General features: G+C 72.9%; 15 protein-coding genes. 9 read left to right on the top strand and 6 right to left on the bottom strand.

Annotated elements, in window-relative coordinates:
* Positions 1 to 13: 13 nt before the first annotated feature.
* Positions 14 to 2881, top strand: a complete 2868-nt coding sequence (locus ABZW14_RS27170; protein WP_355351646.1) for a discoidin domain-containing protein — start codon at positions 14 to 16, stop codon at positions 2879 to 2881.
* 92 nt (positions 2882 to 2973) lie between these two features.
* A complete protein-coding gene (locus tag ABZW14_RS27165) occupies positions 2974 to 7254 on the top strand; it encodes a discoidin domain-containing protein (RefSeq protein ID WP_355351644.1) in 4281 nt (1426 codons plus the stop codon).
* Between the two features lie 109 nt (positions 7255 to 7363).
* On the opposite strand, the gene ABZW14_RS27160 is transcribed toward ABZW14_RS27165, so the two are convergent.
* The 4 genes from ABZW14_RS27160 to ABZW14_RS27145 form a co-directional block, all read right to left on the bottom strand.
* Positions 7364 to 8428 (bottom strand): SRPBCC domain-containing protein, encoded by a 1065-nt coding sequence (locus ABZW14_RS27160; RefSeq protein WP_355351642.1) that lies wholly within the window; start codon positions 8426 to 8428, stop codon positions 7364 to 7366.
* Positions 8429 to 8473: 45 nt separating this feature from the next.
* Positions 8474 to 9805, bottom strand: coding sequence for a low temperature requirement protein A (locus ABZW14_RS27155; RefSeq protein ID WP_355351640.1), 1332 nt, complete (start codon positions 9803 to 9805; stop codon positions 8474 to 8476).
* A gap of 70 nt (positions 9806 to 9875) precedes the next feature.
* Complete coding sequence (locus ABZW14_RS27150; RefSeq protein WP_355351638.1) at positions 9876 to 10217, bottom strand: MmcQ/YjbR family DNA-binding protein; 342 nt, start codon at positions 10215 to 10217, stop codon at positions 9876 to 9878.
* Between the two features lie 30 nt (positions 10218 to 10247).
* The gene (locus tag ABZW14_RS27145; protein WP_355351636.1) at positions 10248 to 10838 is read right to left on the bottom strand and encodes a TetR family transcriptional regulator; all 591 of its coding nucleotides are present in this window, start codon (positions 10836 to 10838) and stop codon (positions 10248 to 10250) included.
* A 102-nt stretch (positions 10839 to 10940) separates the two neighbouring features.
* On the opposite strand from ABZW14_RS27145, the gene ABZW14_RS27140 reads away from it, so the two are divergent.
* From ABZW14_RS27140 to ABZW14_RS27130, 3 genes are all read left to right on the top strand, one after another.
* Positions 10941 to 11411, top strand: coding sequence for a MarR family transcriptional regulator (locus tag ABZW14_RS27140; protein ID WP_355351634.1), 471 nt, complete (start codon positions 10941 to 10943; stop codon positions 11409 to 11411).
* The gene (locus ABZW14_RS27135) at positions 11408 to 13048 is read left to right on the top strand and encodes an MDR family MFS transporter (protein WP_355351632.1); all 1641 of its coding nucleotides are present in this window, start codon (positions 11408 to 11410) and stop codon (positions 13046 to 13048) included. Before ABZW14_RS27140 ends, ABZW14_RS27135 begins: the two co-directional genes overlap by 4 nt.
* A gap of 97 nt (positions 13049 to 13145) precedes the next feature.
* Positions 13146 to 14030, top strand: a complete 885-nt coding sequence (locus tag ABZW14_RS27130) for a phosphatase PAP2 family protein (protein ID WP_355351630.1) — start codon at positions 13146 to 13148, stop codon at positions 14028 to 14030.
* 12 nt (positions 14031 to 14042) lie between these two features.
* Here ABZW14_RS27130 and ABZW14_RS27125 read toward each other — a convergent pair whose 3' ends face one another.
* Complete coding sequence (locus tag ABZW14_RS27125) at positions 14043 to 16121, bottom strand: cellulose binding domain-containing protein (RefSeq protein ID WP_355351628.1); 2079 nt, start codon at positions 16119 to 16121, stop codon at positions 14043 to 14045.
* A gap of 242 nt (positions 16122 to 16363) precedes the next feature.
* Between ABZW14_RS27125 and ABZW14_RS27120 the strand changes: the two genes are divergently transcribed.
* Both ABZW14_RS27120 and ABZW14_RS27115 read left to right on the top strand, forming a co-directional pair.
* The gene (locus tag ABZW14_RS27120) at positions 16364 to 17107 is read left to right on the top strand and encodes a lytic polysaccharide monooxygenase (protein WP_355351626.1); all 744 of its coding nucleotides are present in this window, start codon (positions 16364 to 16366) and stop codon (positions 17105 to 17107) included.
* Between the two features lie 71 nt (positions 17108 to 17178).
* Entirely contained in the window at positions 17179 to 17742 is a 564-nt protein-coding gene (locus ABZW14_RS27115; protein WP_355351624.1) for a DUF305 domain-containing protein, read from the top strand.
* Positions 17743 to 17754: 12 nt separating this feature from the next.
* Here ABZW14_RS27115 and ABZW14_RS27110 read toward each other — a convergent pair whose 3' ends face one another.
* Complete coding sequence (locus ABZW14_RS27110) at positions 17755 to 18255, bottom strand: anthrone oxygenase family protein (protein ID WP_355351622.1); 501 nt, start codon at positions 18253 to 18255, stop codon at positions 17755 to 17757.
* Between the two features lie 81 nt (positions 18256 to 18336).
* Between ABZW14_RS27110 and ABZW14_RS27105 the strand changes: the two genes are divergently transcribed.
* Both ABZW14_RS27105 and ABZW14_RS27100 read left to right on the top strand, forming a co-directional pair.
* Positions 18337 to 19269: an AraC family transcriptional regulator gene (locus tag ABZW14_RS27105; protein WP_355351621.1), complete on the top strand. Its 933-nt coding sequence runs from the start codon at positions 18337 to 18339 to the stop codon at positions 19267 to 19269.
* A 163-nt stretch (positions 19270 to 19432) separates the two neighbouring features.
* Positions 19433 to 21016: a DHA2 family efflux MFS transporter permease subunit gene (locus ABZW14_RS27100; protein ID WP_355351619.1), complete on the top strand. Its 1584-nt coding sequence runs from the start codon at positions 19433 to 19435 to the stop codon at positions 21014 to 21016.
* The last annotated feature ends 124 nt before the right edge of the window (positions 21017 to 21140 follow it).

Here is a 21140-nt window from a genome sequence, read left to right as displayed (position 1 = left end):
GAGCGCACCCCTCATGGCCGATCACACCACCCCGCACCATCCCCGCCGCAGCCGGCTCCGCGCGGGGCTCGCCGTCCTCGCCGGCGCCGCGCTGGCCGCCACCTCCGTCACCGTCGTGGCGCTCACCACCACCGCCACCCCGGCCCGGGCCGCCGGGCTGTCCCCGTTCGACATCGCCGGTCGCGGCGCCACCGTGCCCTTCGTGGAACAGGAGGCGGAGAACGCCGTCCATACCGGCACCCGGATCGGCCCCGACCGGCACTACGGCACCCTGCCGTCGGAGGCCTCCGGCCGGGAGGCGGTCACCCTCGACGCCGTCGGCGAGTACGTCGAGTTCACCCTCACGGCACCGGCCAACGCGGTCACCTTCCGGTACAGCCTGCCGGACAACGCCGCCGGCACCGGCCGGGACGCCAGCATCGACCTGCGCGCCGGCGGCGCCCTGGTCAAGTCCGTCCCGGTCACCTCCCGGTACGGCTGGTACTACGGCGGCTACCCGTTCAACAACAACCCGGGCGACACCAACCCGCACCACTTCTACGACGAGACCCGCACCCTGTTCGGCACCACGTACCCGGCCGGCACGAAGATCCGCCTCCAGGTCCCCTCGACCGCACAGTCGCCCACGTTCACCATCGACCTGGCCGACTTCGAGCTGGTCGGCGGGCAGATCGCCAAGCCCGCCGGAGTGCTGGACGTGGTCACCGACTTCGGCGCCGACCCGAGCGGCGCCACCGACTCGACGGCGAAGTTCCAGGCCGCGGTCGACGCCGGCAAGGCGCAGGGGAAGGCCGTCTGGATCCCCGCCGGCACCTTCACCCTCTGGGACCACGTGGTGGTCGACGGGGTGACCCTGCGCGGCGCCGGACCCTGGTACTCGGTGCTCGGCGGCCGGCACCCCACCGACCGCAAGCGGGCCGCCGGCATCTACGGCAAGTACGTTCCCGGTGGCGGCTACGGCGGTGAGATCCGCCCACACGAGGCCGGCGGGCCCAGCCGCAACGTGACCCTGCGGGACTTCGCCATCATCGGCGACATCCGCGAGCGGGTCGACGAGGACCAGGTCAACGCCCTCGGCGGGGCGATGTCGAACTCGGTGGTGGACAACCTCTGGTTGCAGCACACCAAGGTCGGCGCCTGGATGGACGGCCCCATGGACAACTTCACCATCCGCAACAGCCGGATCCTCGACCAGACCGCCGACGGGGTGAACTTCCACTGGGGTGTCACCAACTCCACGGTGACCAACACCTTCGTCCGCAACACCGGCGACGACGGCCTCGCCATGTGGGCGCAGAACGTGCCGAACGTCAACAACTCCTTCACCTTCAACACCGTCGGCGTCACGATCCTGGCCAACAACCTGGTCACCTACGGCGGCCGGGACATCCGGATCACCGACAACGTCACCGCCGACTCGGTCACCAACGGCGGCGGCATCCACGTGGCCAACCGCTATCCCGGCGTGAACGGCCCGACCGCGGTGGCCGGCACGATCACCCTCGCCCGCAACACCCTGATCCGCAACGGCAACTCCGACTACAACTGGCGCTTCGGCGTCGGCGCACTCTGGTTCTCGGCGCTCAACGAGCCCATCCAGGGCGCCACCATCACCGTCACCGACACCGACATCCTGGACAGCTCCTACGCCGCCCTGCACTGGATCGAGGGGCAGACCAGCGGGATCAGCCTGAACAACGTGCGCATCGACGGCGCGGGGACCTTCGCGCTCCAGGTGCAGGCGCCCAGCCAGGTCAGCTTCACCAACGTCCGGGCCACCGGCATCGCCCAGGCCAACCCCATGTACAACTGCGTCGGCAGCGGCTTCCAGATCACCCAGGGCACCGGCAACTCCGGCTGGTACTCGGCGAACCCGTACTGCGGGCCGTGGCCCGAGCCGCAGTGGGGCAACGGGCCGTCCACGCCGCCCACCCCGACCCCGACCAACCCGACGCCGAGCCCCACCCCGACCACCTCCCCGCCGCCGTCGGGCGGCAACCTCGCGCTCGGCCGCCCGGCCACCGCCTCCAGCAGCACCCAGACGTACGCGGCGGCGAACGCCGTGGACGGCAACGCCGGCACGTACTGGGAGAGCGCCAACAACGCCTTCCCGCAGACGCTGAGCGTGGACCTCGGCGCCGCGCGTACCGTCGACCGGGTCGTGCTCAAGCTGCCGGCCGGCTGGGAGCGGCGTACGCAGACGCTGTCCGTGCTCGGCTCGACCGACGGGTCGACCTGGACCACGCTGAAGGCGTCGGCCGGCTACACCTTCGACCCGGCCACCGGCAACACCGTGACGATCCCGCTGGCGTCGGGGGAGCGGCGGCACCTGCGGCTCAGCGTCACCGGCAACACCGGCTGGCCGGCGGGCCAGGCCGCCGAGTTCGAGGTCTACGGCGGCACGGGCACCACACCGCCGCCGACCACCACGCCGCCCCCGACCACCACCCCGCCGCCGCCGAGCGGCAACCTGGCCGCCGGGCGGCCGGTCACCGAGACCAGCCACGCCGACGTGTACGGCGCGGCCAACACGGTCGACGGCAACGCCGGCACCTACTGGGAGAGCGCCAACAACGCCTTCCCGCAGTCGGTCACCGTGGACCTCGGCGCCACGTACCCGGTGTCCCGGATCGTGCTGAAGCTGCCACCGTCGTCGGCCTGGCAGACCCGCACCCAGACGCTGTCGGTGCTCGGCTCGACCGACGGGTCGACCTGGACCACGGTGAAGGCGTCGGCCGGCTACACCTTCGACCCGGCCACCGGCAACACCGCCACCATCACGTTCCCGTCCGCCGGGCGCCGGCACCTGCGGCTGACCTTCACCGGCAACACCGGCTGGCCGGCCGGCCAGCTCGGCGAGTTCGAGGTGTACGCCACCTGACCGCCCCGGGGTCCCCGCGGCGCGGCGGGGACCCCGTCCACCCCCCACCACACCCACCTCTCCACGTCCCCGGAAGAAGGTGTCCCTCCACCATGTCCAGATTCCGTACCCGGCTGGTCGCGGTGCTCGCCGCGGTCGCGCTGGCCGTCACGGCCCCGCCCCCGTCCCCGGCCGCCGCGGCCGGCGGCCCCAACCTCGCCCTCGGCCGCACCGCCACGGCCAGCAGCGTCAACGGCCCCTACGCCGCCGGCAACCTCACCGACGGCAACGCCGGCAGCTACTGGGAGAGCGCCGGCACGTTCCCGCAGTGGGCCCAGGTCGACCTCGGCTCCGCCCAGTCCGTCGACCAGGTCGTGCTGAAGCTCCCCGCCGGCTGGGAGTCCCGCACCGAGACGCTGTCGGTGCAGGGCAGCACGGACGGCAGCACCTTCACCACCCTGCTCGCCTCGGCCGGGCGTACGTTCAGCCCGGGCAGCGGCAACACGGTCGCGCTGAGCTTCCCGGCCACCAGCACCCGCCACGTCCGGATCACCGTCACCGCCAACACCGGCTGGGCCGCCGCGCAGCTCGCCGAGCTGGAGGTGTACGGGGCGGCGAGCGCCTCCACGAACCTGGCCCTGGGCCGCACCATGGCCGAGAGCAGCCACTCCGACGTCTACGGCGCGGGCAACGCCAACGACGGCAACCCGGCCACCTACTGGGAGAGCGCCAACAACGCGTTCCCGCAGTGGCTCCGGGTCGACCTCGGCGCCGCCGTGGCGGTCAACAAGGTGGTGCTCAAGCTCCCCGCCGGCTGGCCGGCGCGCACCCAGACGCTGACCGTGCAGAGCAGCACCGACGGGTCCACCTTCGGCACCCTCGCCGGCTCCGCCGGGTACGCGTTCGACCCGGGCAGCGGCAACACGGTCACCGTCACCTTCGGCACGGCCACCACCCGCTACGTGCGGCTGCTGTTCACCGCCAACACCGGCTGGCCCGCCGGGCAGCTCGCCGAGCTGGAGGTCTACGGCCCGGCCACCGGCGACACCCAGGCGCCGAGCGCCCCCGGCAACCTGGCCCTCACCGAGCCCGCCGCCGACCAGGTCCGGCTCACGTGGACGGCGTCGACCGACAACGTCGGGGTCACCGGCTACGACGTGTACGCCAACGGCACGCTGCGCACCAGCGTCAGCGGGTCGACCCTGACGTACACCGACACCCAGCCGGCCGGCGTCACCGTCTCCTACTACGTCCGGGCCCGCGACGCGGCCGGCAACCAGTCGGGCAGCAGCAACACCGTCACCCGCACCGGCAACACGGGGGACACCACGGCGCCGACCGCGCCGGGCAACCTGGCGTACACCCAGCCGGCGGCCGGGCAGATCAGGCTGACCTGGACGGCGTCGACCGACAACGTCGGGGTCACCGGCTACGACGTCTACGCCAACAACGCGCTGCGCGGCAGCGTCAACGGCTCGACGTTGACCTACACCGACAGCCAGCCGGACAGCGCCACGGTCTCCTACTACGTCCGGGCCCGGGACGCCGCCGGGAACGTCTCGGCGACCTCCAACACGGTCACCCGCACCGGCAGCACCCCGGGCGGCACCAACCTGGCCGTCGGCAAGCCGATCACCGCCTCCTCGGTGGTGCACGTGTTCAACGCGGTCAACGCCAACGACGGCGACGTGACGACCTACTGGGAGGGCGCGCCGGGGGCGTACCCGAGCACGCTGACCGTCGCGCTCGGCGCCAACGCCAGCATCAGCGCGATCGTGGTCAAGCTCAACCCGGACCCGGTCTGGGGGCCGCGCACGCAGACCTTCCAGGTGCTCGGCCGGGAGCAGTCCGCGTCCGGCTTCACCTCGGTGGTCGGCTCGGCGACGTACTCGTTCAGCCCGACCAGCAGCAACACGGTGACCATCCCGGTCAGCGCCACCGCCGCGGACGTCCGGCTCCAGTTCACCGCCAACTCCGGCTCCTCCAACGGGCAGGTCGCGGAGTTCCAGGTGATCGGCACCCCGGCGCCGAACCCGGACCTCACGGTCACCGCCCTGTCCGCGGCGCCGTCCGCGCCGGTGGAGACCGACGCGGTCACCCTCTCCGCCACCGTCCGCAACGCCGGCACCGCCCCGGCCGCCGCCTCCGCGGTGACCTTCTCCCTGGGTACGACGAAGGTCGGCACCGCGGCCGTCGGCGCGCTCGCGGCCGGCGCCTCGGCGACCGTCACCCTCAACATCGGCGCCCGTGACGCCGGCACCTACGAGGTGACCGCCACGGCCGACGAGGCGAACACGGTCATCGAGCAGAACGAGTCGAACAACAGCCGGACGGCCTCGCTCACGGTCAGCCCGGTGCCCAGCTCCGACCTGGTCGCCGGGGCGGTGAGCTGGTCGCCCGGCACGCCGAGCGCCGGCGCCACGGTGAACTTCTCGGTGTCGATCCGCAACCAGGGCACGGTCGCCTCGGCCGCCGGGGCGCACGGCATCACCCTCACCGTGCTCAGCGACACCGGCGCGGTGGTGCGCACGCTGACCGGCTCGTACAGCGGCACCCTGGCGGCCGGGGCGACCAGCCCGGCGGTCGCCCTGGGCAGCTGGACGGCGGCGAACGGGAAGTACACCGTCCGGGTCGTGCTCGCCACCGACGCCAACGAGCTGCCGGTCAAGCAGCAGAACAACACCAGCGACCGGCCGCTGTTCGTCGGCCGGGGCGCGAACGTCCCGTACGACATGTACGAGGCCGAGGACGGCCGGATCGGCGGCGGGGCGCAGGTGCTCGGGCCGAACCGGACCATCGGCGACCTGGCCGGCGAGGCCTCCGGCCGGCGGGCGGTCACCCTGAACACCACCGGCGCGTACGTCGAGTGGACGACCCGGTCGGCCACCAACACCCTGGTCACCCGCTTCTCCATCCCGGACGCGCCGGGCGGGGGCGGGATCGACTCGACGTTGAACATCTACGTCAACGGGGTGCTGCACAAGCCCATCAACCTGACCTCGAAGCACATCTGGCTCTACGGGGCCGAGGCGGGCCCCAGCGACTCGCCGGGCGCCGGAGCACCCCGCCACCTGTACGACGAGGCCAACGTGATGCTGAACTCCACGGTCCCGGCCGGCGCCACCATCCGGCTCCAAAAGGACCCGGCCAACAGCACCACGTACGCCATCGACTTCGTCAACACCGAGCTGGTGTCGCCGCGGGCCAATCCGGACCCGGCCCGCTACAAGGTGCCGAACGGCTTCAGCCACGCCGACGTGCAGAACGCCCTGGACGCCGTCCGGATGGACACCACCGGCACCCTGGTCGGTGTCTACCTGCCGCCCGGCACGTACGACACCGCCCAGAAGTTCCAGGTGTACGGCAAGGCGGTCCGGGTGGTCGGCGCGGGCATGTGGTACACCCGCTTCCAGACGCCCACCAACCAGCAGAACACCGACGCCGGTTTCCGGGTCGAGTCCTCGGCCAGCGGGTCGACGTTCGCCCACCTGGCGTTCTTCGGCAACTACACCAACCGGATCGACGGTCCGGGCAAGGTGTGGGGCGAGCTGAAGGACGTCGACAACATGACGCTGGACAGCGTCTGGGTCGAGCACACCGTGTGCGCGTACTGGGGGGTGAGCGTCAGCGGGCTGACCATCCGGGACAGCCGGTTCCGCGACACCTTCGCCGACGCGGTGAACATGACCAACGCCAGCACGAACAACCTGGTCACCAATTCGGAGGGCCGCTCCAACGGCGACGACGCCTTCGCGCTGTTCTCCGCGACCGACCAGGGCGGCGCGGGCGGCAACCACGGCAACGTGTTCGAGAACCTGACCGCCACGCTGACGTGGCGGGCGGCCGGGGTGGCGGTGTACGGCGGCTACGACAACGTCTTCCGCAACCTGTACATCGCCGACATGCTGACGTACTCGGGTATCACGATCAGCTCGCTGGACTTCGGCTACCCGTTCGTCGGGTTCGGCGCCAGCCCGCCCACCCAGTTCCAGAACGTCTCGCTGATCCGGGCGGGCGGGCACTTCTGGGGGCAGCAGACGTTCCCGGCCATGTGGCTGTTCTCCGCCTCCAAGGAGTTCCGGGGCATCCGGATCTCCGATGTGGACATCGTCGACCCGACGTACTCCGGGATCATGTTCCAGACCAAGTACACCGGCGGACAGCCGGAGAACCCGGTCACCGACACGGTCCTGACCAACGTGTCCATCTCCGGGGCGCGGCGCAGCGGTGACGCGTTCGACGCCAAGTCCGGCTTCGGCATCTGGGTCAACGAGATGCCCGAGCCGGGGCAGGGCCCGGCGGTCGGCTCCGCCACCTTCACCAACCTCCGGTTGACCGACAACTACCAGGACATCAGGAACACGACCAGCACCTTCACCATCACCCGGAACTGACCCTCGGGTCAGCGGCGCCGCCGGGAGGGTCACTCCTCCCGGCGGCGGGCACGTCAACCGGCGCGGCTGGGTACAGGACGGCTGGTTCTGCTGACGCGGCCCGGCCCGATCAGAGCCCGCTGCAGGCCGCGCCGTCCACCGAGCAGCCCTCCGGCTTCGTGGCCGTCAGGTCGGGGTCCCGCACGTCGAACCGGATGGTGACCGAGCCGCCCGCCGGCAGCGCCGCCCCGGTGAAGGTGACCACGGCCCCGTCCTGCTTCACCTCGGCCCCGTTGACGCTGCCGACCGTGGCGTCGTCGCCCAGCGTCACGGTCACCGCCCAGTCCGGCCGCGCCGCCGGGCCGGGGTTGCTCAGCAGCACCTGGCCCCGGTAGCCGAAGACCCGGTCGGAGACCGTCTCGTAGCTCGCCGCCAGCGGTGCGGCACGCGAAGGGCTGGGGCTGGTCGTCCGGGTGGGGGAGGCCGACGCGGTCGCCTCCGGCGTGACGCTGCGGCGGGTGGCCGACGGCGTGGGCCGCGACGGGCTGGCCTGCGGCGACGTGCTGCTCGCGGAGGACACCGCCGGCGGCGACGACGGTGTCGACACCGGCTGCGCGGCCGGCGCGGTCGGCGCGGGCCGGCCGGCCCACACCGTCACCCCGGCAGCCACGCCGAGCACCGCGAGCGCCCCGGCCAGCAGCAGAGCCCGCCGCCGGCCGGTCCGGCCGCGCGCCGCACCGGGCGGGATCACCGGCAGCTCGGCGGTCAGCCCGCCCTCGGCGCGACGTAGGTCGATCTCCTGGAACGCCAGCCAGTCGAGGATCGCCGGGAGCCGTCCGGTCACCGCCCGCTCGTGCTGCTCGGCGCGCTGGTCGGCGTCCCAGTCGCCCTCCTCCAGCACCTCGCGCACGGAGAGCCGCGAACCGTGGCCGATGGGGGTCAGGTCGCAGGCCAGCCGGGTGCTCCGGTCCGCCTCGCGGCAGCGCAGCACCAGCCGTTCCGGCGCGCGCAGCTCGACCACCTCCACCTCGGTGTCGGCGTCGTACCCGGGCAGTCCCGCGGTCCGCAGCAGCGTCCGGTCGCCCAGCGACTCGCTGCCGGCGAACCACTTGGCGAGCAGCGCCTGTTCCGTCAGCGCACGCCAGATCCGTGCCGGCGGGTGGGACAGGTCGACCTCGGTGGCGATCTCGATCACGCGGAGACTCTAAGGGTCGCGTCCCACCCTGGCGAGCGGGGCCGGTCAGCCCGCGGGCGAGCCCGAGCCGCCGTCGTGCCAGCGGGCCCGGAAGGCTGCCTCGCCCGCCTCCTGGCTGGCCTTCTCCTCGTGGATCGTTCGCCGCAGCGCGGCGCGGGCGTCCGCCATCGTCACCAGTTCGTAGGCGACGAGCGCCACGCAGATCGCGGTGAGCAGGCCGAGGGCGCCCAGCGCGGGGAGGTGCCGGGCGACCGGCAGGCCGACGGCGAGCGCGGCGAGGGCGCCGATCCGGCTCCAGGACACGGTCTGCAGGGTGCGCGCCTGGAACGCCATGTCGGCGGCGAGATAGATCATCACTCCGGCGAAGAGCAGCGGCACGGCCGGTCCGTGGGCCCGTTCCGCCACTCCGCCGGCCGGGTCGGTGATCGTCCGCACCAGTTCCTCCGCTCCGATCGCGAACAGGATCACCCCGGCGATCATGGGCAGGTAGAGATAGGCGTACGCGTCCCGGGCCATCGCCACGCGCGGGCGGCCCTCGGCGGCGTGCAGGGCGATCCGGGCGGCCGGGCCGATCATGTCGAAGTGCGCCCACCAGAGCGCCGCCGTGAACAGGATGCCGCAGATCGCCGCCGGGATGGCCGGCCAGGTGACCGGCTTGCCGAGCAGGTTGCCGCCGACGCCGACCGAGATGACCGACTCGCCCAGTGCGATGATCAGGATCAGGTCGTAGCGCTCGGTCCAGTGCTCGGCGGAGGTGATCTGCCAGCCCTCGGTGCCGCCCACCAGGCCGCTGGCGTACTGGATGACCACCACGGCGATCCAGAGCCCATCGCGCAGCCACAGCCCGAGGTCGGGGTCTGCCACGCGCTGCGGGAGCAGCGCCGCGACCAGCAGCAGGCAGGTGGTGATCAGGACCTCGGGGACGAACTGCCAGACCTTGCGCCGGGCCGGGGGGTCGCCCCGGGTGGCGTACTCGTACAGCGACAGGTGCACGGCACGGATCACCACGTAGCTGACGGTGACCAGCATCGGCCCGGCGCTGCCCTGCTGGAGGCTGCCGAAGGTCTGCGGCAGGGCCAGCGCGAAGGTGAACAGGGCAATCATGCCGATCACCATGAGCACCGGGAGGAAGCCCTCACCCAGCCGGAGCCGCGTGGCCACGGCGCTGTGCACCACCCAGCACCACCAGAGCACGGCGAGGACCAGCATGGCGTGCAGCAGTTCCCGCCCGGTCACGTTCGCGGCGGTGGCCCGGGTGATGATGAAGAAGGACACCACGAAGACGAGGTCGAAGAAGATCTCGAACTTGTCCACCCGGGCGGCGGGGGCGATCCGCACGGCGGGACCCAGCCCCTTGCCCCACCCGTCGCGGCCCATCGCCCGAGTCTGTCAGCGGCGGCCCGGGCGGCGGGCCGGAATCGACCGCCGTGCCCGGCCCGGTCGCCGTTCAGCCGCCCAGGCGCTGGCGGGCCAGGAACTTCGGCACCACCATCCGCCAGGCCTCGCACACCAGCTCGGTCATCTGGGCGTGGTCGAGCCGTTGCAGGTGGCAGCAGACCCAGTTGAACCGCAGGTCGGAGGGACGGGGCAGGAAGAACAGCCCAGGGTCGGCCGCGATGAGGCCGTCCCGCTGTTCCTTCGGGTAGCCGAAGCCCATGCTCCGCTCGTCGCGGCTGAAGGCGACGTAGACGATCGCCCCGACCCGGAATTTGACCCGGTCGTGGATCAGGTGCTCGCTCGTGCGGGGCAGCGTGCGGGCCAGGGCGCGGACGTCGTCGACGGTCACCACGCCACGGACGCTAGCCCCACCCTGTGACAGTCAGCCGGACGCGGGGGCGGCGTGGGCGAGCGCGGCCCGCAGCGTGTCGGCCAGTGGGTGGTCCGGCTGCTCGATCCACTGCTGGACGGCGACCCGCAGGGTGGCCAGGAGGGTCGCGGCGAGGATCCGGGCGCGCAGCGCCACGTCGGGGCCGCTGAGCCGGCCGGCGATCTCCCCGGCGAGCTCCCGTTCGATCGCCGTGTACGCGGCCACCTGGTGCGCCACCAGACCCGGGTTGCCGTGCAGCCGGCGGCGCCGGTCGAGCCAGGACTCGGCGGTCTCGTCGTACATCTCGTCGGCCTGCCGCAGCGTGGCCCGGCTCAGCGCCACCCACGGCGCCAGGTCGGCCGGCTGCTCGGCGATCAGGTCCAGCAGCCGGCGCAGCCGCATCGTGTCGCCGTGGAAGAGCGCCTCCTCCTTGCTGGAGAAGTAGTTGGAGAACGTGCGCCGGGACACGTTGGCGGCGTCGGCGATCGCCTCGACGGTGACCCGGTCGGGTCCCTGCTCGGCGGCGAGCCGCAGTGCCGCCTCGTGCAGGGCGAGGCGGGTCGCCGCCTTCTTCCGCTCGCGCAGCCCGGTGGCCTCCTCCATGGCTCCCCAGCGTACGTGATCCGTTTCTCAATGAGCAAACTTGCCTACTGCGCAAGATTCGCGAATGATTGCTTGGGGCAACCAAGGCAGGGGAGGGGAAGAGTGGACGCCACGAGCCGAGAACTCGTCGCCCGGTTGCAGGACCTGTTGACCGGCGTACGGCTGCTCAAGCAGCGGCGCGCCGACGACCGGCCGGCCGCGCCACCCGGCCTGGTGGGCCTGCTCCGGCACATCGACCAGAACGGCACCACGGGCTGCCACGCCCGGGACCTGGCGGAGCGGAGCCGGCTCGACCCGTCGACGGTCAGCCGGGCGGTCGCCGCCCTGGTCGCCGACGGCCTGGTCGACCGGCGCGCCGACCCGGAGGACCGGCGGGCCAGCCACCTGACGCTCACCCCGGCCGGCCGGGCCGCCATGACCGAGGCCTACGACTGGTACGGCGGGGTGCTCGCCCGGGCGCTCGCCGACTGGACCCCCGACGAGGTGGCGGCCCTGTCCGCCGGACTCGGCCGCCTCACCCGCGACCTCGAGGTCGCCCTCAACCGACACGACAACCTGGAGGACGCGCGATGAGCGCACCCACCGCCACGGCGGACGCCGCGCCCATGAACCGGCGGCAGACGCTGGAAGCCCTCAGCGGCCTGCTGCTGGTGCTCTTCGTGGCCATGCTGAGCGGCACGGTCGTCTCGACCGCCCTACCGAAGATCATCGGAGCCCTGAACGGCTCGCAGACCCAGTACACCTGGGTGGTCACCGCCACCCTGCTCACCGCCACGGCGACCACCCCGATCTGGGGCAAGCTCTCCGACCTGTTCAACAAGAAGCTGCTGATCCAGGTCGCCATCGTGGTCTTCCTGGCGGGCTCGGTCGCGGCCGGCTTCGCGCACTCCGCCGGCCAGCTCATCGCCGCCCGCGCCTTCCAGGGCATCGGCGTCGGCGGTCTCCAGGCCCTGGTCCAGGTCGCCATCGCGGCGATGATCCCGCCCCGCGAGCGCGGGCGCTACAACGGCTACCTCGGCGGCGTGATGGCCCTCGCCACGGTCGGCGGCCCGCTGCTGGGCGGCCTCATCGTGGACACCTCCTGGCTCGGCTGGCGCTGGTGCTTCTTCGTCGGCGTGCCGGTCGCGATCATCGCGCTGTTCCTGCTCCAGGTCACCCTGCACCTGCCCACCACGCGCCGCGACAACGTGAAGATCGACTACCTGGGCGCCACGCTGATCGCCGCCGGCGTCAGCCTGCTGCTGATCTGGATCTCGTTCGTCGACGACTCGTTCGCCTGGCTGTCCTGGCAGACCGGCGCGATGGTCGGCGGTTCGGTGCTGCTGCTCGCCCTGGCCGTCCTGGTCGAGTCGCGGGCCGCCGAGCCGGTCGTGCCGCTGGAGATCGTCCGCGAGCGCACCACCGCGCTGGCCATCCTCGGCAGCCTCGCGGTCGGCATGGCGATGTTCGGCGGCGCGGTCTTCCTCGGCCAGTACTTCCAGATCGGCCGCGGCTACAGCCCGACCGAGGCCGGCCTGCTCACCATCCCGATGATGGCCGGCGTGCTGCTCTCCTCGATCGTCGCCGGCCGGCTGATCACCGCCTCCGGGAAGATCAAGCCGTACATCGTCGCCGGATCGATCATCCTGGTCATCGGCTTCGCCCTGCTCGGCACCATCGACCACGAGACCTCGCTCGTCCTGGTCGGCGCCGCCATGTTCATCGTCGGCGTGGGCGTCGGCATGACCATGCAGAACCTGGTGCTCGCGGTGCAGAACACGGTGGCGCTCAAGGACATCGGCGCGGCCAGCTCGAGCGTGGCGTTCTTCCGCTCGCTCGGCGGCACCATCGGCGTGTCGGTGCTCGGTGCGGTCCTGGCCCGCCAGGTGACCGACCGGATCACCCACGACCTGACCGCGCTCGGGATCCCCGCCTCGGGCGGCAGCGGCGGCAGCACGCTGAACCTCGCGGCCCTGCCCGCGCCGGTGCAGCAGATTGTGCGGGCCGCCTACGGTGACGCGACCGGGCACATCTTCCTGATCTCGGCCGCCATCGCCGTCGTCGGGATCCTGGCCGCGCTGCTCCTCAAGCCGGTCACCCTGCGGTCCAGCCTGGACCTGCCCGACACCGCCCGCTCGGTCGCCGTCGCGGCCGACGCGGTCGACGGGGCGCCCGCCTTCGACGAGGTGGCCGTCGACGTCACGGGGCCGGGCGAACGCGCCCGCCGCTGACGCACCGTCGTCCCAGGGCCGTCGCCGATTCCGGCGGCGGCCCTGGCCCGTGCCCACCCGGGCCGGCGTACGCCGGTCCTGACCGAATCGAGGCGCTGTGGACATCACGCAGCCCGCACCACCGCCGGTGGCCGGCGAGACGCGGCCGGCCGGTGCGGTGCGCCGGGCGGTCCGTGAACTGGCCCTCGTCGCCGTGCTGTTCCTCGCGTACAAGGCGGGTCGGCTGGCGGTGGCCGGGCGGTCGGCCACCGCCCGGTCGAACGGGGAACGGATCTGGTGGCTGGAACGGCTGCTCCACCTGCCGAACGAGGCCGCCGTGCAGGCGCCCCTGCTCGTCCACGAACTGCCGGTGCGGCTGGCCAACTGCTACTACGCGTACGTGCACTTCCCGGCCACCGCGCTCTGCCTGATCTGGCTCTACCTCCGCCATCCCGTGCACTACCGATGGCTGCGCCGGGCGCTGGCCGCGCTCACCGCGGCGGCGCTGGCCCTGCACGTCCTCGTCCCGCTCGCCCCGCCCCGGATGACGGCGCTCACCGGCCTCGTGGACACCGGCAGCCGCTACGGCCCCGCCGTCTACGGCCCGCCCGAGGCCGACACCCTGAGCAACCAGTACGCCGCCATGCCCTCCCTGCACGTCGGCTGGGCGGTGGCCGTCGCCGTCGCGCTGGTCACGGTCACCGCCGGGCGGTGGCGGTGGCTCTGGCTGGCCCACCCCCTGCTCACCCTGCTCGTGGTGGTCGGCACCGGCAACCACTACTGGCTCGACGGGGTGGTCGCGGTGGTGCTCCTCGGGCTGATCCTGGCGGTGCTGCCCCGGCCGGGTGTGCCGCGCCGGCCACCGGATCCGCCGGCGCCGGCCGCGCGGCTGCGCCCGCACGTGGTCCCGCCCCCGCGCCGGCCGGGCGGCGCGGGCCGCCGACGGAGCCCGCGGACCCCGTCGGCGGCCGACGGCCGGCTCAGGCCACCCCGGCGGGGCTGACCCGCCGCTGGTCTACCCGGTGACGGTGCACACGGTGCCGTTCAGCCGGAACGCGCCGGGCGGCACGTTCGGCCCGCTGTACGCGCCGACGAAGCCGGCGCTGGCGCTGCCCCCACCGGCGGCGAGCCGGCGGTTGTCGGCGGTGCTGGTCACCCGGACCTGCGTGCCCACCTGCGACCAGTTGGCGCTCCAGCCGCTGCTCACCTGCTGCCACGGGGTGGGCCAGGTCCAGGTCAGCGTCCAGCCGTCGAGCGTGCTCGGGCCGGTGTTCACGACGTCGACGGTCGCGACGTAGCCGTTGCCCCAGTCGGTGTCCGGGTGGAAGCGGACCGCGCAGGTGCTGGCGGCCGGGCTGCCGGTGGCGAAGGTGAGCGGCGGGGAGGACCAGGAGACCCGGCCCGCGGTGTCCCGGGCGAGCACGTTGACCGTGTACCGGGCGCCCGGTTCGAGGTTGCCGACCGTGAGCGAGGTGCCGGCGGTCTCGCCGAGCTGCTCGCTGACCGCCCCGTGCTGCCGGTACACCTCGTACTTGGCGATGGGCGCGCCGCCCGGCGCGGCCGGCGGCCAGGAGAGGGTGGCCGTCCGGTCGGTCACCGCGCCGGGGGTGGGCCGTCCCGGCGCGCCGGGACGGGAGCCGGCCGCGCCGGCCGGGCGCAGCACGAGCGTGGTCAGCGAGTACGGCGGCAGCGTCCGGCTGGTCGCGTCGCCGGACCGGCCAGTGGTTACACCGCCCGCACCGTTGGTCAGCGTGTGCACGGTCGGCGCCTCGTCCGCGGGGGTGAAGCCGGCGTAGTCGATCGCCACCGGGTGGGCGGTGTCCGGGTCCTTGTTCAGCAGCAGGACGGCCAGGCTGCCGTCGGGCCGGCGGGCCGCGTGTGCGGTGACCAGGGGCTGGTCGGTGCCGGCGCGGACGAGCTGGTCACCCGCCCGGGCGAAGAGGTTCATCATGGACAGCCCGTGGTACGGCGCGAACGGCGTGTTGAACGGCGGCTCGCAGACCGACCCGTCGGCCGTGCACCCGCCGCTGGACAGCATCCCGAAGTCGCCGTAGTCGGTCTGCCCGGCGACCTCCGAGACCGTGCCGATCCCGTTGTGCACGTTCCACCACTGCACGGTGAAGACGCCCTGCTCCAGCAGCCCGCTGTAGGCGTCGGCCAGGAACAGCGCGCCCGGCTGGGTGTTCTGGCCGGCGCCGACGTTCAGCTCGGTGAAGCTGATCCCGATCCGGCCGGAGTCCGGGCCGGCGTGGCGGGCGATCTGCCGGCGCAGCAGCCAGGCGGCGTCGGGGAGGTGGGCGGTCCGGGCCAGGGACTCGGCGGCGGTGCCGCCCGGGTACCAGTGCACGTCCACGAAGTCGATCTTCGGGCCGGCGAGGGAGAGCACGGTCTGGTTCCAGGGGCCGGGGTCGGCGCCGGCGGTCAGCGCGTCCGGCCAGTTCGCCGGCATGGTCAGCACCGCGCCGACCTTGATGCTCGGGTCGACCGCCTTCATGGCGTCGGCGTACTCGACGACCAGGCGGGCGTACTGGCTGGCGCTCTTGTCCGGGTGGTCGTCGGCCTCCCAGGCCGAGCCGTAGTGGCCGTTGCCGTAGTTCTCGTTGCCGACCGTCCACCACTTCGCGCCGTAGCCCTTGGTGACGTTGGCGTACCGCACCCAGTCGGCGGCCTCGGCCGGGGTGCCGGTGCCGTAGTTCGCGATGATCATCGGCTGGGCGCCGACCCGCCGGGCCGCCGCCATGAAGGTGTCGAAGTCGGTGTTCGGGGCGACGTACCCGCCGGGCGCGGTGTGGGTCCGCCAGTGGTAGATGTCGGCGTACGAGCCGCCGGGGTAGCGCAGCATCTTCACGCCGGCCGCCCGGAGCAGGTCCGAGGTCCCGGTGCTGCCGAGCTGCTGGTCCCAGATGGCGTGGTTGAGGCCGAGCGCGGTGTCCGGCACGGTGGCCAGCCCGGCGCGGGCGTTCACCGTCACCGTCACGGGTTCGGCCGCCGCGCCGGCGGCGGGGTGGTCGAGGACGACGGGCACGGTGACGGAGAGCAGCAGGCTCGCCGCGTACGCCGCGAGGCGGTGGAGGGTGGACGGGGTTCTGCTCATGCGGGGTCCTTCGGGGATCGGGCGATCGTCTGTCCTGCGTCGCCCTCCCGGTGTCCGGGTGCCCTGGAACGACGATCGGCCCCGCGCTGAGCCATCGACGTACCAGAATCCCATGGTGGTGCCGGGGTGCTCAAGCGGGCCTGCGTGCGAGGCTTAATTTATAGACAGGAGTCTTTACTGTTAACAAGGTTTAATTTATGTTCATTGGCATCTCCTCCCACCGCCCCGAAGGAGTTGCCGCCATGCGTCGAAGAATCACCCTGCCCCTGCTCACCACGGGCGCCGTGACCGCCACCCTGGCGGTCGCCGCCCCCGCACAGGCACACGGCTACGTGTCCTCGCCCCCCAGCCGCCAGGCGCTCTGCGCCCAGAACCGGGTGCCGGACTGCGGCCAGATCAAGTACGAGCCGCAGAGCGTCGAGGGGCCCAAGGGCCTCAAGAGCTGCCACGCCGGCATCGCCCAGTTCGCCGTGCTCAACGACGACAGCCGCGGCTGGCCCGCCACCTCCGTTGGCAGCACGGTCACGTTCACCTGGGTCAACACGGCCCGGCACGCCACGTCCAACTGGGAGTACTGGATCGGCAACACCCGGGTCGCGGTCGTCGACGGCGGGGGCCGCCAGCCCGACGCCACCGTGTCGCACACCGTCAACCTCGGTGGCTTCTCCGGCCGGCAGAAGCTCCTCGCCGTCTGGAACATCGCCGACACGGCGAACGCCTTCTACTCCTGCGTCGACCTCCAGATCGGCGGGGGCGGCGGCAACCCCACCCCGTCGCCGACGCCCACCCCGTCGCCGACGACCCCGCGTCCCACGCCCACCCCGACCAGCTCGCCGGCCCCGGGCGGCACCTGGACCGCCGGGCGTGCCTACCAGGTGGGGGACACGGTCACGTACAACGGCCTGACCTACCGCTGCCGCCAGGCGCACACCGCGATCCCGGGGTGGGAACCGCCGAACGTGCCGGCGCTGTGGCTCCAGCTCTGACCGATCGGGTGCGGCCACGCTCCGCGTGCGCCGCACCCGGCACCCGCCGGAACGCCGATCGGAGGACCGCGATGCGCCGCCCGCTCGCCGCCGCCCTGCTGGCCGTGCTGCTGGTCGCCGGCGGCTGCACCGGCCAGCCGGCGCCGACCGCCGCCACCCGTCCAGGGCCGGCCGCCGAGACGGCGACCAGCGGCATCGACGCGCTCTTCCTGGCCATGATGGTGGCGCACACCGAGCAGACCCTGGAGATCGTCGGCCTCGGGCTGGACCGCGCCACCGATCCCGAGATCCGCACGTTGATCGACGCCGTCCGGGTCACCGAGACCGACGAGCTGGCCACCATGCGCCGCTGGCTGCGCGAGGCCGGACCGTCCGCCGTGGCGGCCGCCGAGCGGCACGACCACTCCGGGCACAGCGACGCCGCCGCCGGGTTGGCCCGGCTGCGCTCCGCGTCGCCCGGCGAGGCCGACCGGGTGCTGCTCGACGTCCTCGCCACCCACCAGCGGACCGCGGCCAAGCTGGCCGGCGCTCAGGTCCAGGCCGGAACCAGCGCCCGGGTACGCGACCTCGCCGGCCGGATCGAACGGTCCCGCACCGCCGAGGTCGCGTTGCTGACGAAGCTGCGCGCCCGCTGACCCGCACGCCGGTCAGCCCGGCAGCGACCGGGCGACCAGCAGTGCCCAGCCGAGGCAGCCCAGGGCCGCGGTGTTGAGCACCGCCCGCACCACGTTCCAGCGCACCCAGGCGCTCTCGAAGGCCGCCCGCAGCTCCGCCGGGTCGGCCAGCCTCGCGGCACCCGCCTCCAGCCGGTCGTTGAGCGGCACGTTCACCGCCGCGGTCACCGCGAGCACCAGCACGTAGAGCAGCAGGGCGGCGATCAGCCAGGGCAGCGGCCCGCGCCGCCCGGCGGGCAGGTGCAGCAGGACTGCCGCGATGGTGCAGACCAGCGCGCCGCCGAAGCAGAGCGCGAACCAGCCGTTGAGGATGGCCTGGTTGATCGAGCGCATGGCGGCGACGAACGCCCGGTCGTCCACCCGGGCCAGACCCGGCATCACCGCGTACGCGAAGGCCGCGAAGAGCCCCGCCATCAGACCCGTGGTCACGGTGGCCAGCAGCAGCACGCCGGCCCGGATGCTCGAAGCGATCATGAGGACCATTGGACACCGGGGGCGCTGGACGCTCCATGGCCGAAGCGCCCCGAACCATACGCGAGCGTCTACGCTCACCGGGTGGACGTGCTCGCCGACGTGCTGCGCGGGCTGCGGGCCCGGGACGCCTTCCTGCTCCGTACCGTGATGGACCCGCCCTGGTCGATCCTGGTGCGCGACGCCGCCCCGCTGAGCGTCACCACCGTGGTCCGGGGCGACGCCTGGGTGGTGCCCGACGGCGGCGCGCCGACGCTGCTGCGCCCCGGGGACGTGGCCGTGCTGCGCGGGCCCGACCCGTACACGGTGGCCGACCATCCGGACACCCCGCCGCAGGTGGTGATCCACCCGGGGCAGCGCTGCACCACCCTCGGCGGGCAGGAGCTGACCGAGACCATGGCGCTGGGCCTGCGCACCTGGGGCACCCGGCCGGACGGCGCGACCGCCCTGCTCACCGGCACGTACGCCACCAGCGGCGCGGTCGGCGCCGGGCTGCTCGCGGCCCTGCCACCCCTGGTGGTGCTGACCGCCGCCGACGGCGACCTGCCGGCCGTCGCGCTGCTCGCCGCCGAACTGGACCGGGACGGTCCCGGACAGGAGGCGATGCTGGACCGGCTGCTCGACCTGCTCGTCATCGGGGTGCTGCGCACCTGGCTGACCCGCCCCGGCGCGCAGCCGCCCGGCTGGTACCGCGCCTACGCCGACCCGGTCGTCGGCCACGCCGTCCGGCTGGTCCAGCACGACCCGGCCCGGGCCTGGACGGTGGCCGGCCTCGCTGCCGCCACCGGCACCTCCCGGGCCGCCTTCGCCCGCCGGTTCACCGAATTGGTGGGCGAGCCGCCCATGACCTTCGTCACCAACTGGCGCCTCACGCTCGCCGCCGACCTGCTGAGCGACACCGGGCTGACTCTCACCGCGGTGGCCCGCAGAGTCGGCTACAGCAGCCCTTTCGCACTCAGCACGGCCTTCAAGCGGGTCCGTGGCGTCAATCCACGCGACCACCGCGCCACGGCCTGAGCCCTTACCGCGTCGCCGGTGATCCCGGTAAACCGGCCGCGCGATGTCGCAACCCATGGCTACGCTTCCTGCCGGACGCCGCCCCACCGCACGTCACCCCGCGCCCCGACGGGCGCGCGGCGCCGCCACCGCCCCCGACCGGACCCGAACCAGGAGACTGTTTGTGACCCAGCAACCTGTCGCGACATCGAACAAACTCGACGCCGCGGTCCTCAAGGTGGCCGGCGTCGTCGTGCTCGGTGCGATCATGTCGATCCTCGACGTGACGGTCGTCAGCGTGGCGCTGCCGACGTTCCAGAACGAGTTCGACGCCTCCTACGCCCGCGTGGCGTGGACGATGACCGGCTACACCCTCGCGCTTGCCACGGTGATCCCGCTCAGCGGGTGGGCCGCCGACCGGTTCGGCACCAAACGCCTCTACATGGTGGCGCTCGCGCTGTTCACCATCGGCTCCGGGCTGTGCGCCACCGCCGACTCGATCGGCGAGCTCATCGGCTACCGCGTGCTCCAGGGCCTCGGCGGCGGCATGCTCATGCCGCTCGGCATGACGATCATGACCCGGGCCGCCGGCCCGCACCGGATCGGCCGGCTGATGGCCGTCCTCGGCATCCCGATGCTGCTCGGCCCGATCGGTGGCCCGATCCTCGGCGGCTGGCTGATCGACACCGCCAGCTGGCACTGGATCTTCCTGATCAACCTGCCGATCGGCCTGGTCGCCCTGATCTACGCCCAGCTCGCCCTGCCGAAGGACAACCCGGAGCCCTCGGAGTCGTTCGACTTCCTCGGCATGCTGATGCTCTCGCCGGGCCTGGCGCTCTTCCTCTACGGCGTCTCCTCGCTGCCGGAGGCCGGCACGATCCGCGACAACAGCGTCTGGCTGCCCATGCTGGTCGGCGCCGTGCTCGTGGTGGCCTTCGTGTTCTACTCGTTCCGGCCCCGGCACCCGCTGCTCGACCTGCGGCTGTTCCGCAACCGCAACCTGACCATCGCCGCGGTGACCCTGTTCGTCTTCATCATCGCGTTCATGGGCGCGGGCCTGCTGTTCCCGAGCTACTTCCTGCAGATCCGCGGTGAGTCGACGCTGACCGCGGGCCTGCTCATGGCGCCGCAGGGCATCGGCGCAATGCTGACCATGCCGATCGCCGGCATGCTGGCCGACAAGGTGCCGGTCGGCCGCACGGTGCCGTTCGCGCTGGTGCTCATCGCCGCCGGGTTCTTCACCTTCACCCAGGTGGACCCGCACACGTCCTACTGGCTGCTCTGCGGCTCGCTGTTCGTGATGGGCCTCGGCATGGGCGGCACCATGATGCCGATCATGACCTCGGCGCTGAAGACCCTGCACGCGGCCGAGGTGGCCCGCGGCTCGACGCTGGTCAACATCCTTCAACAGATCGGCGGCTCGGTCGGTGCCGCGGTGATGTCGGTGATCCTCACCAGCCGGCTGAACGGCTCCGAGGTGATCCCCGGCGTGACCGACCCGAGCGGCAACCCGGTCTCCCAGGCCGACCTGGCCATCGGTTCGCAGCTGCGGCCGGAGCTGCTCCAGCAGTTCCCGGTGCCGCCGTCGCTGATCGAGCGCGGCCTCGACTTCGCGGCCAGCTCCTTCGCGACGACCTTCTGGGTGGGCTTCGGGCTGGTGCTGCTCACCTTCATCCCGGCGGCGTTGCTGCCGCGCCGGCGTGAGCCGTCGCACCTGCTCGACGGCGGCGCGGGCGAGGAGCAGCGGACGCCGGTGCCGATCCACTGACCCGCCGGTCGGGTCGCCGGGGCCTCGCCCCGCCGACCCGACCCCGGTCCGGCTCGCGGTCGCGGGGCAGATCGGAAGAGGACACGACTGAAAAACAGTCACAAATCCGGTGATCTCGGATTAC

Source organism: Micromonospora sp. NPDC004551 (assembly GCF_040609975.1).
Classification (GTDB): domain Bacteria; phylum Actinomycetota; class Actinomycetes; order Mycobacteriales; family Micromonosporaceae; genus Micromonospora.
This window is presented reverse-complemented; position numbering and strand designations above follow the sequence as displayed.

Coding starts and splice junctions, on each gene's coding strand:
- ABZW14_RS27125 (WP_355351628.1), bottom strand. CDS start 16,121: ATGAGCAGAACCCCGTCCACCCTCCACCGCCTCGCGGCGTACGCGGCG.
- ABZW14_RS27145 (WP_355351636.1), bottom strand. CDS start 10,838: ATGGAGGAGGCCACCGGGCTGCGCGAGCGGAAGAAGGCGGCGACCCGC.
- ABZW14_RS27170 (WP_355351646.1), top strand. CDS start 14: ATGGCCGATCACACCACCCCGCACCATCCCCGCCGCAGCCGGCTCCGC.
- ABZW14_RS27135 (WP_355351632.1), top strand. CDS start 11,408: ATGAGCGCACCCACCGCCACGGCGGACGCCGCGCCCATGAACCGGCGG.
- ABZW14_RS27155 (WP_355351640.1), bottom strand. CDS start 9,805: ATGGGCCGCGACGGGTGGGGCAAGGGGCTGGGTCCCGCCGTGCGGATC.
- ABZW14_RS27115 (WP_355351624.1), top strand. CDS start 17,179: ATGCGCCGCCCGCTCGCCGCCGCCCTGCTGGCCGTGCTGCTGGTCGCC.
- ABZW14_RS27110 (WP_355351622.1), bottom strand. CDS start 18,255: ATGATCGCTTCGAGCATCCGGGCCGGCGTGCTGCTGCTGGCCACCGTG.
- ABZW14_RS27120 (WP_355351626.1), top strand. CDS start 16,364: ATGCGTCGAAGAATCACCCTGCCCCTGCTCACCACGGGCGCCGTGACC.
- ABZW14_RS27165 (WP_355351644.1), top strand. CDS start 2,974: ATGTCCAGATTCCGTACCCGGCTGGTCGCGGTGCTCGCCGCGGTCGCG.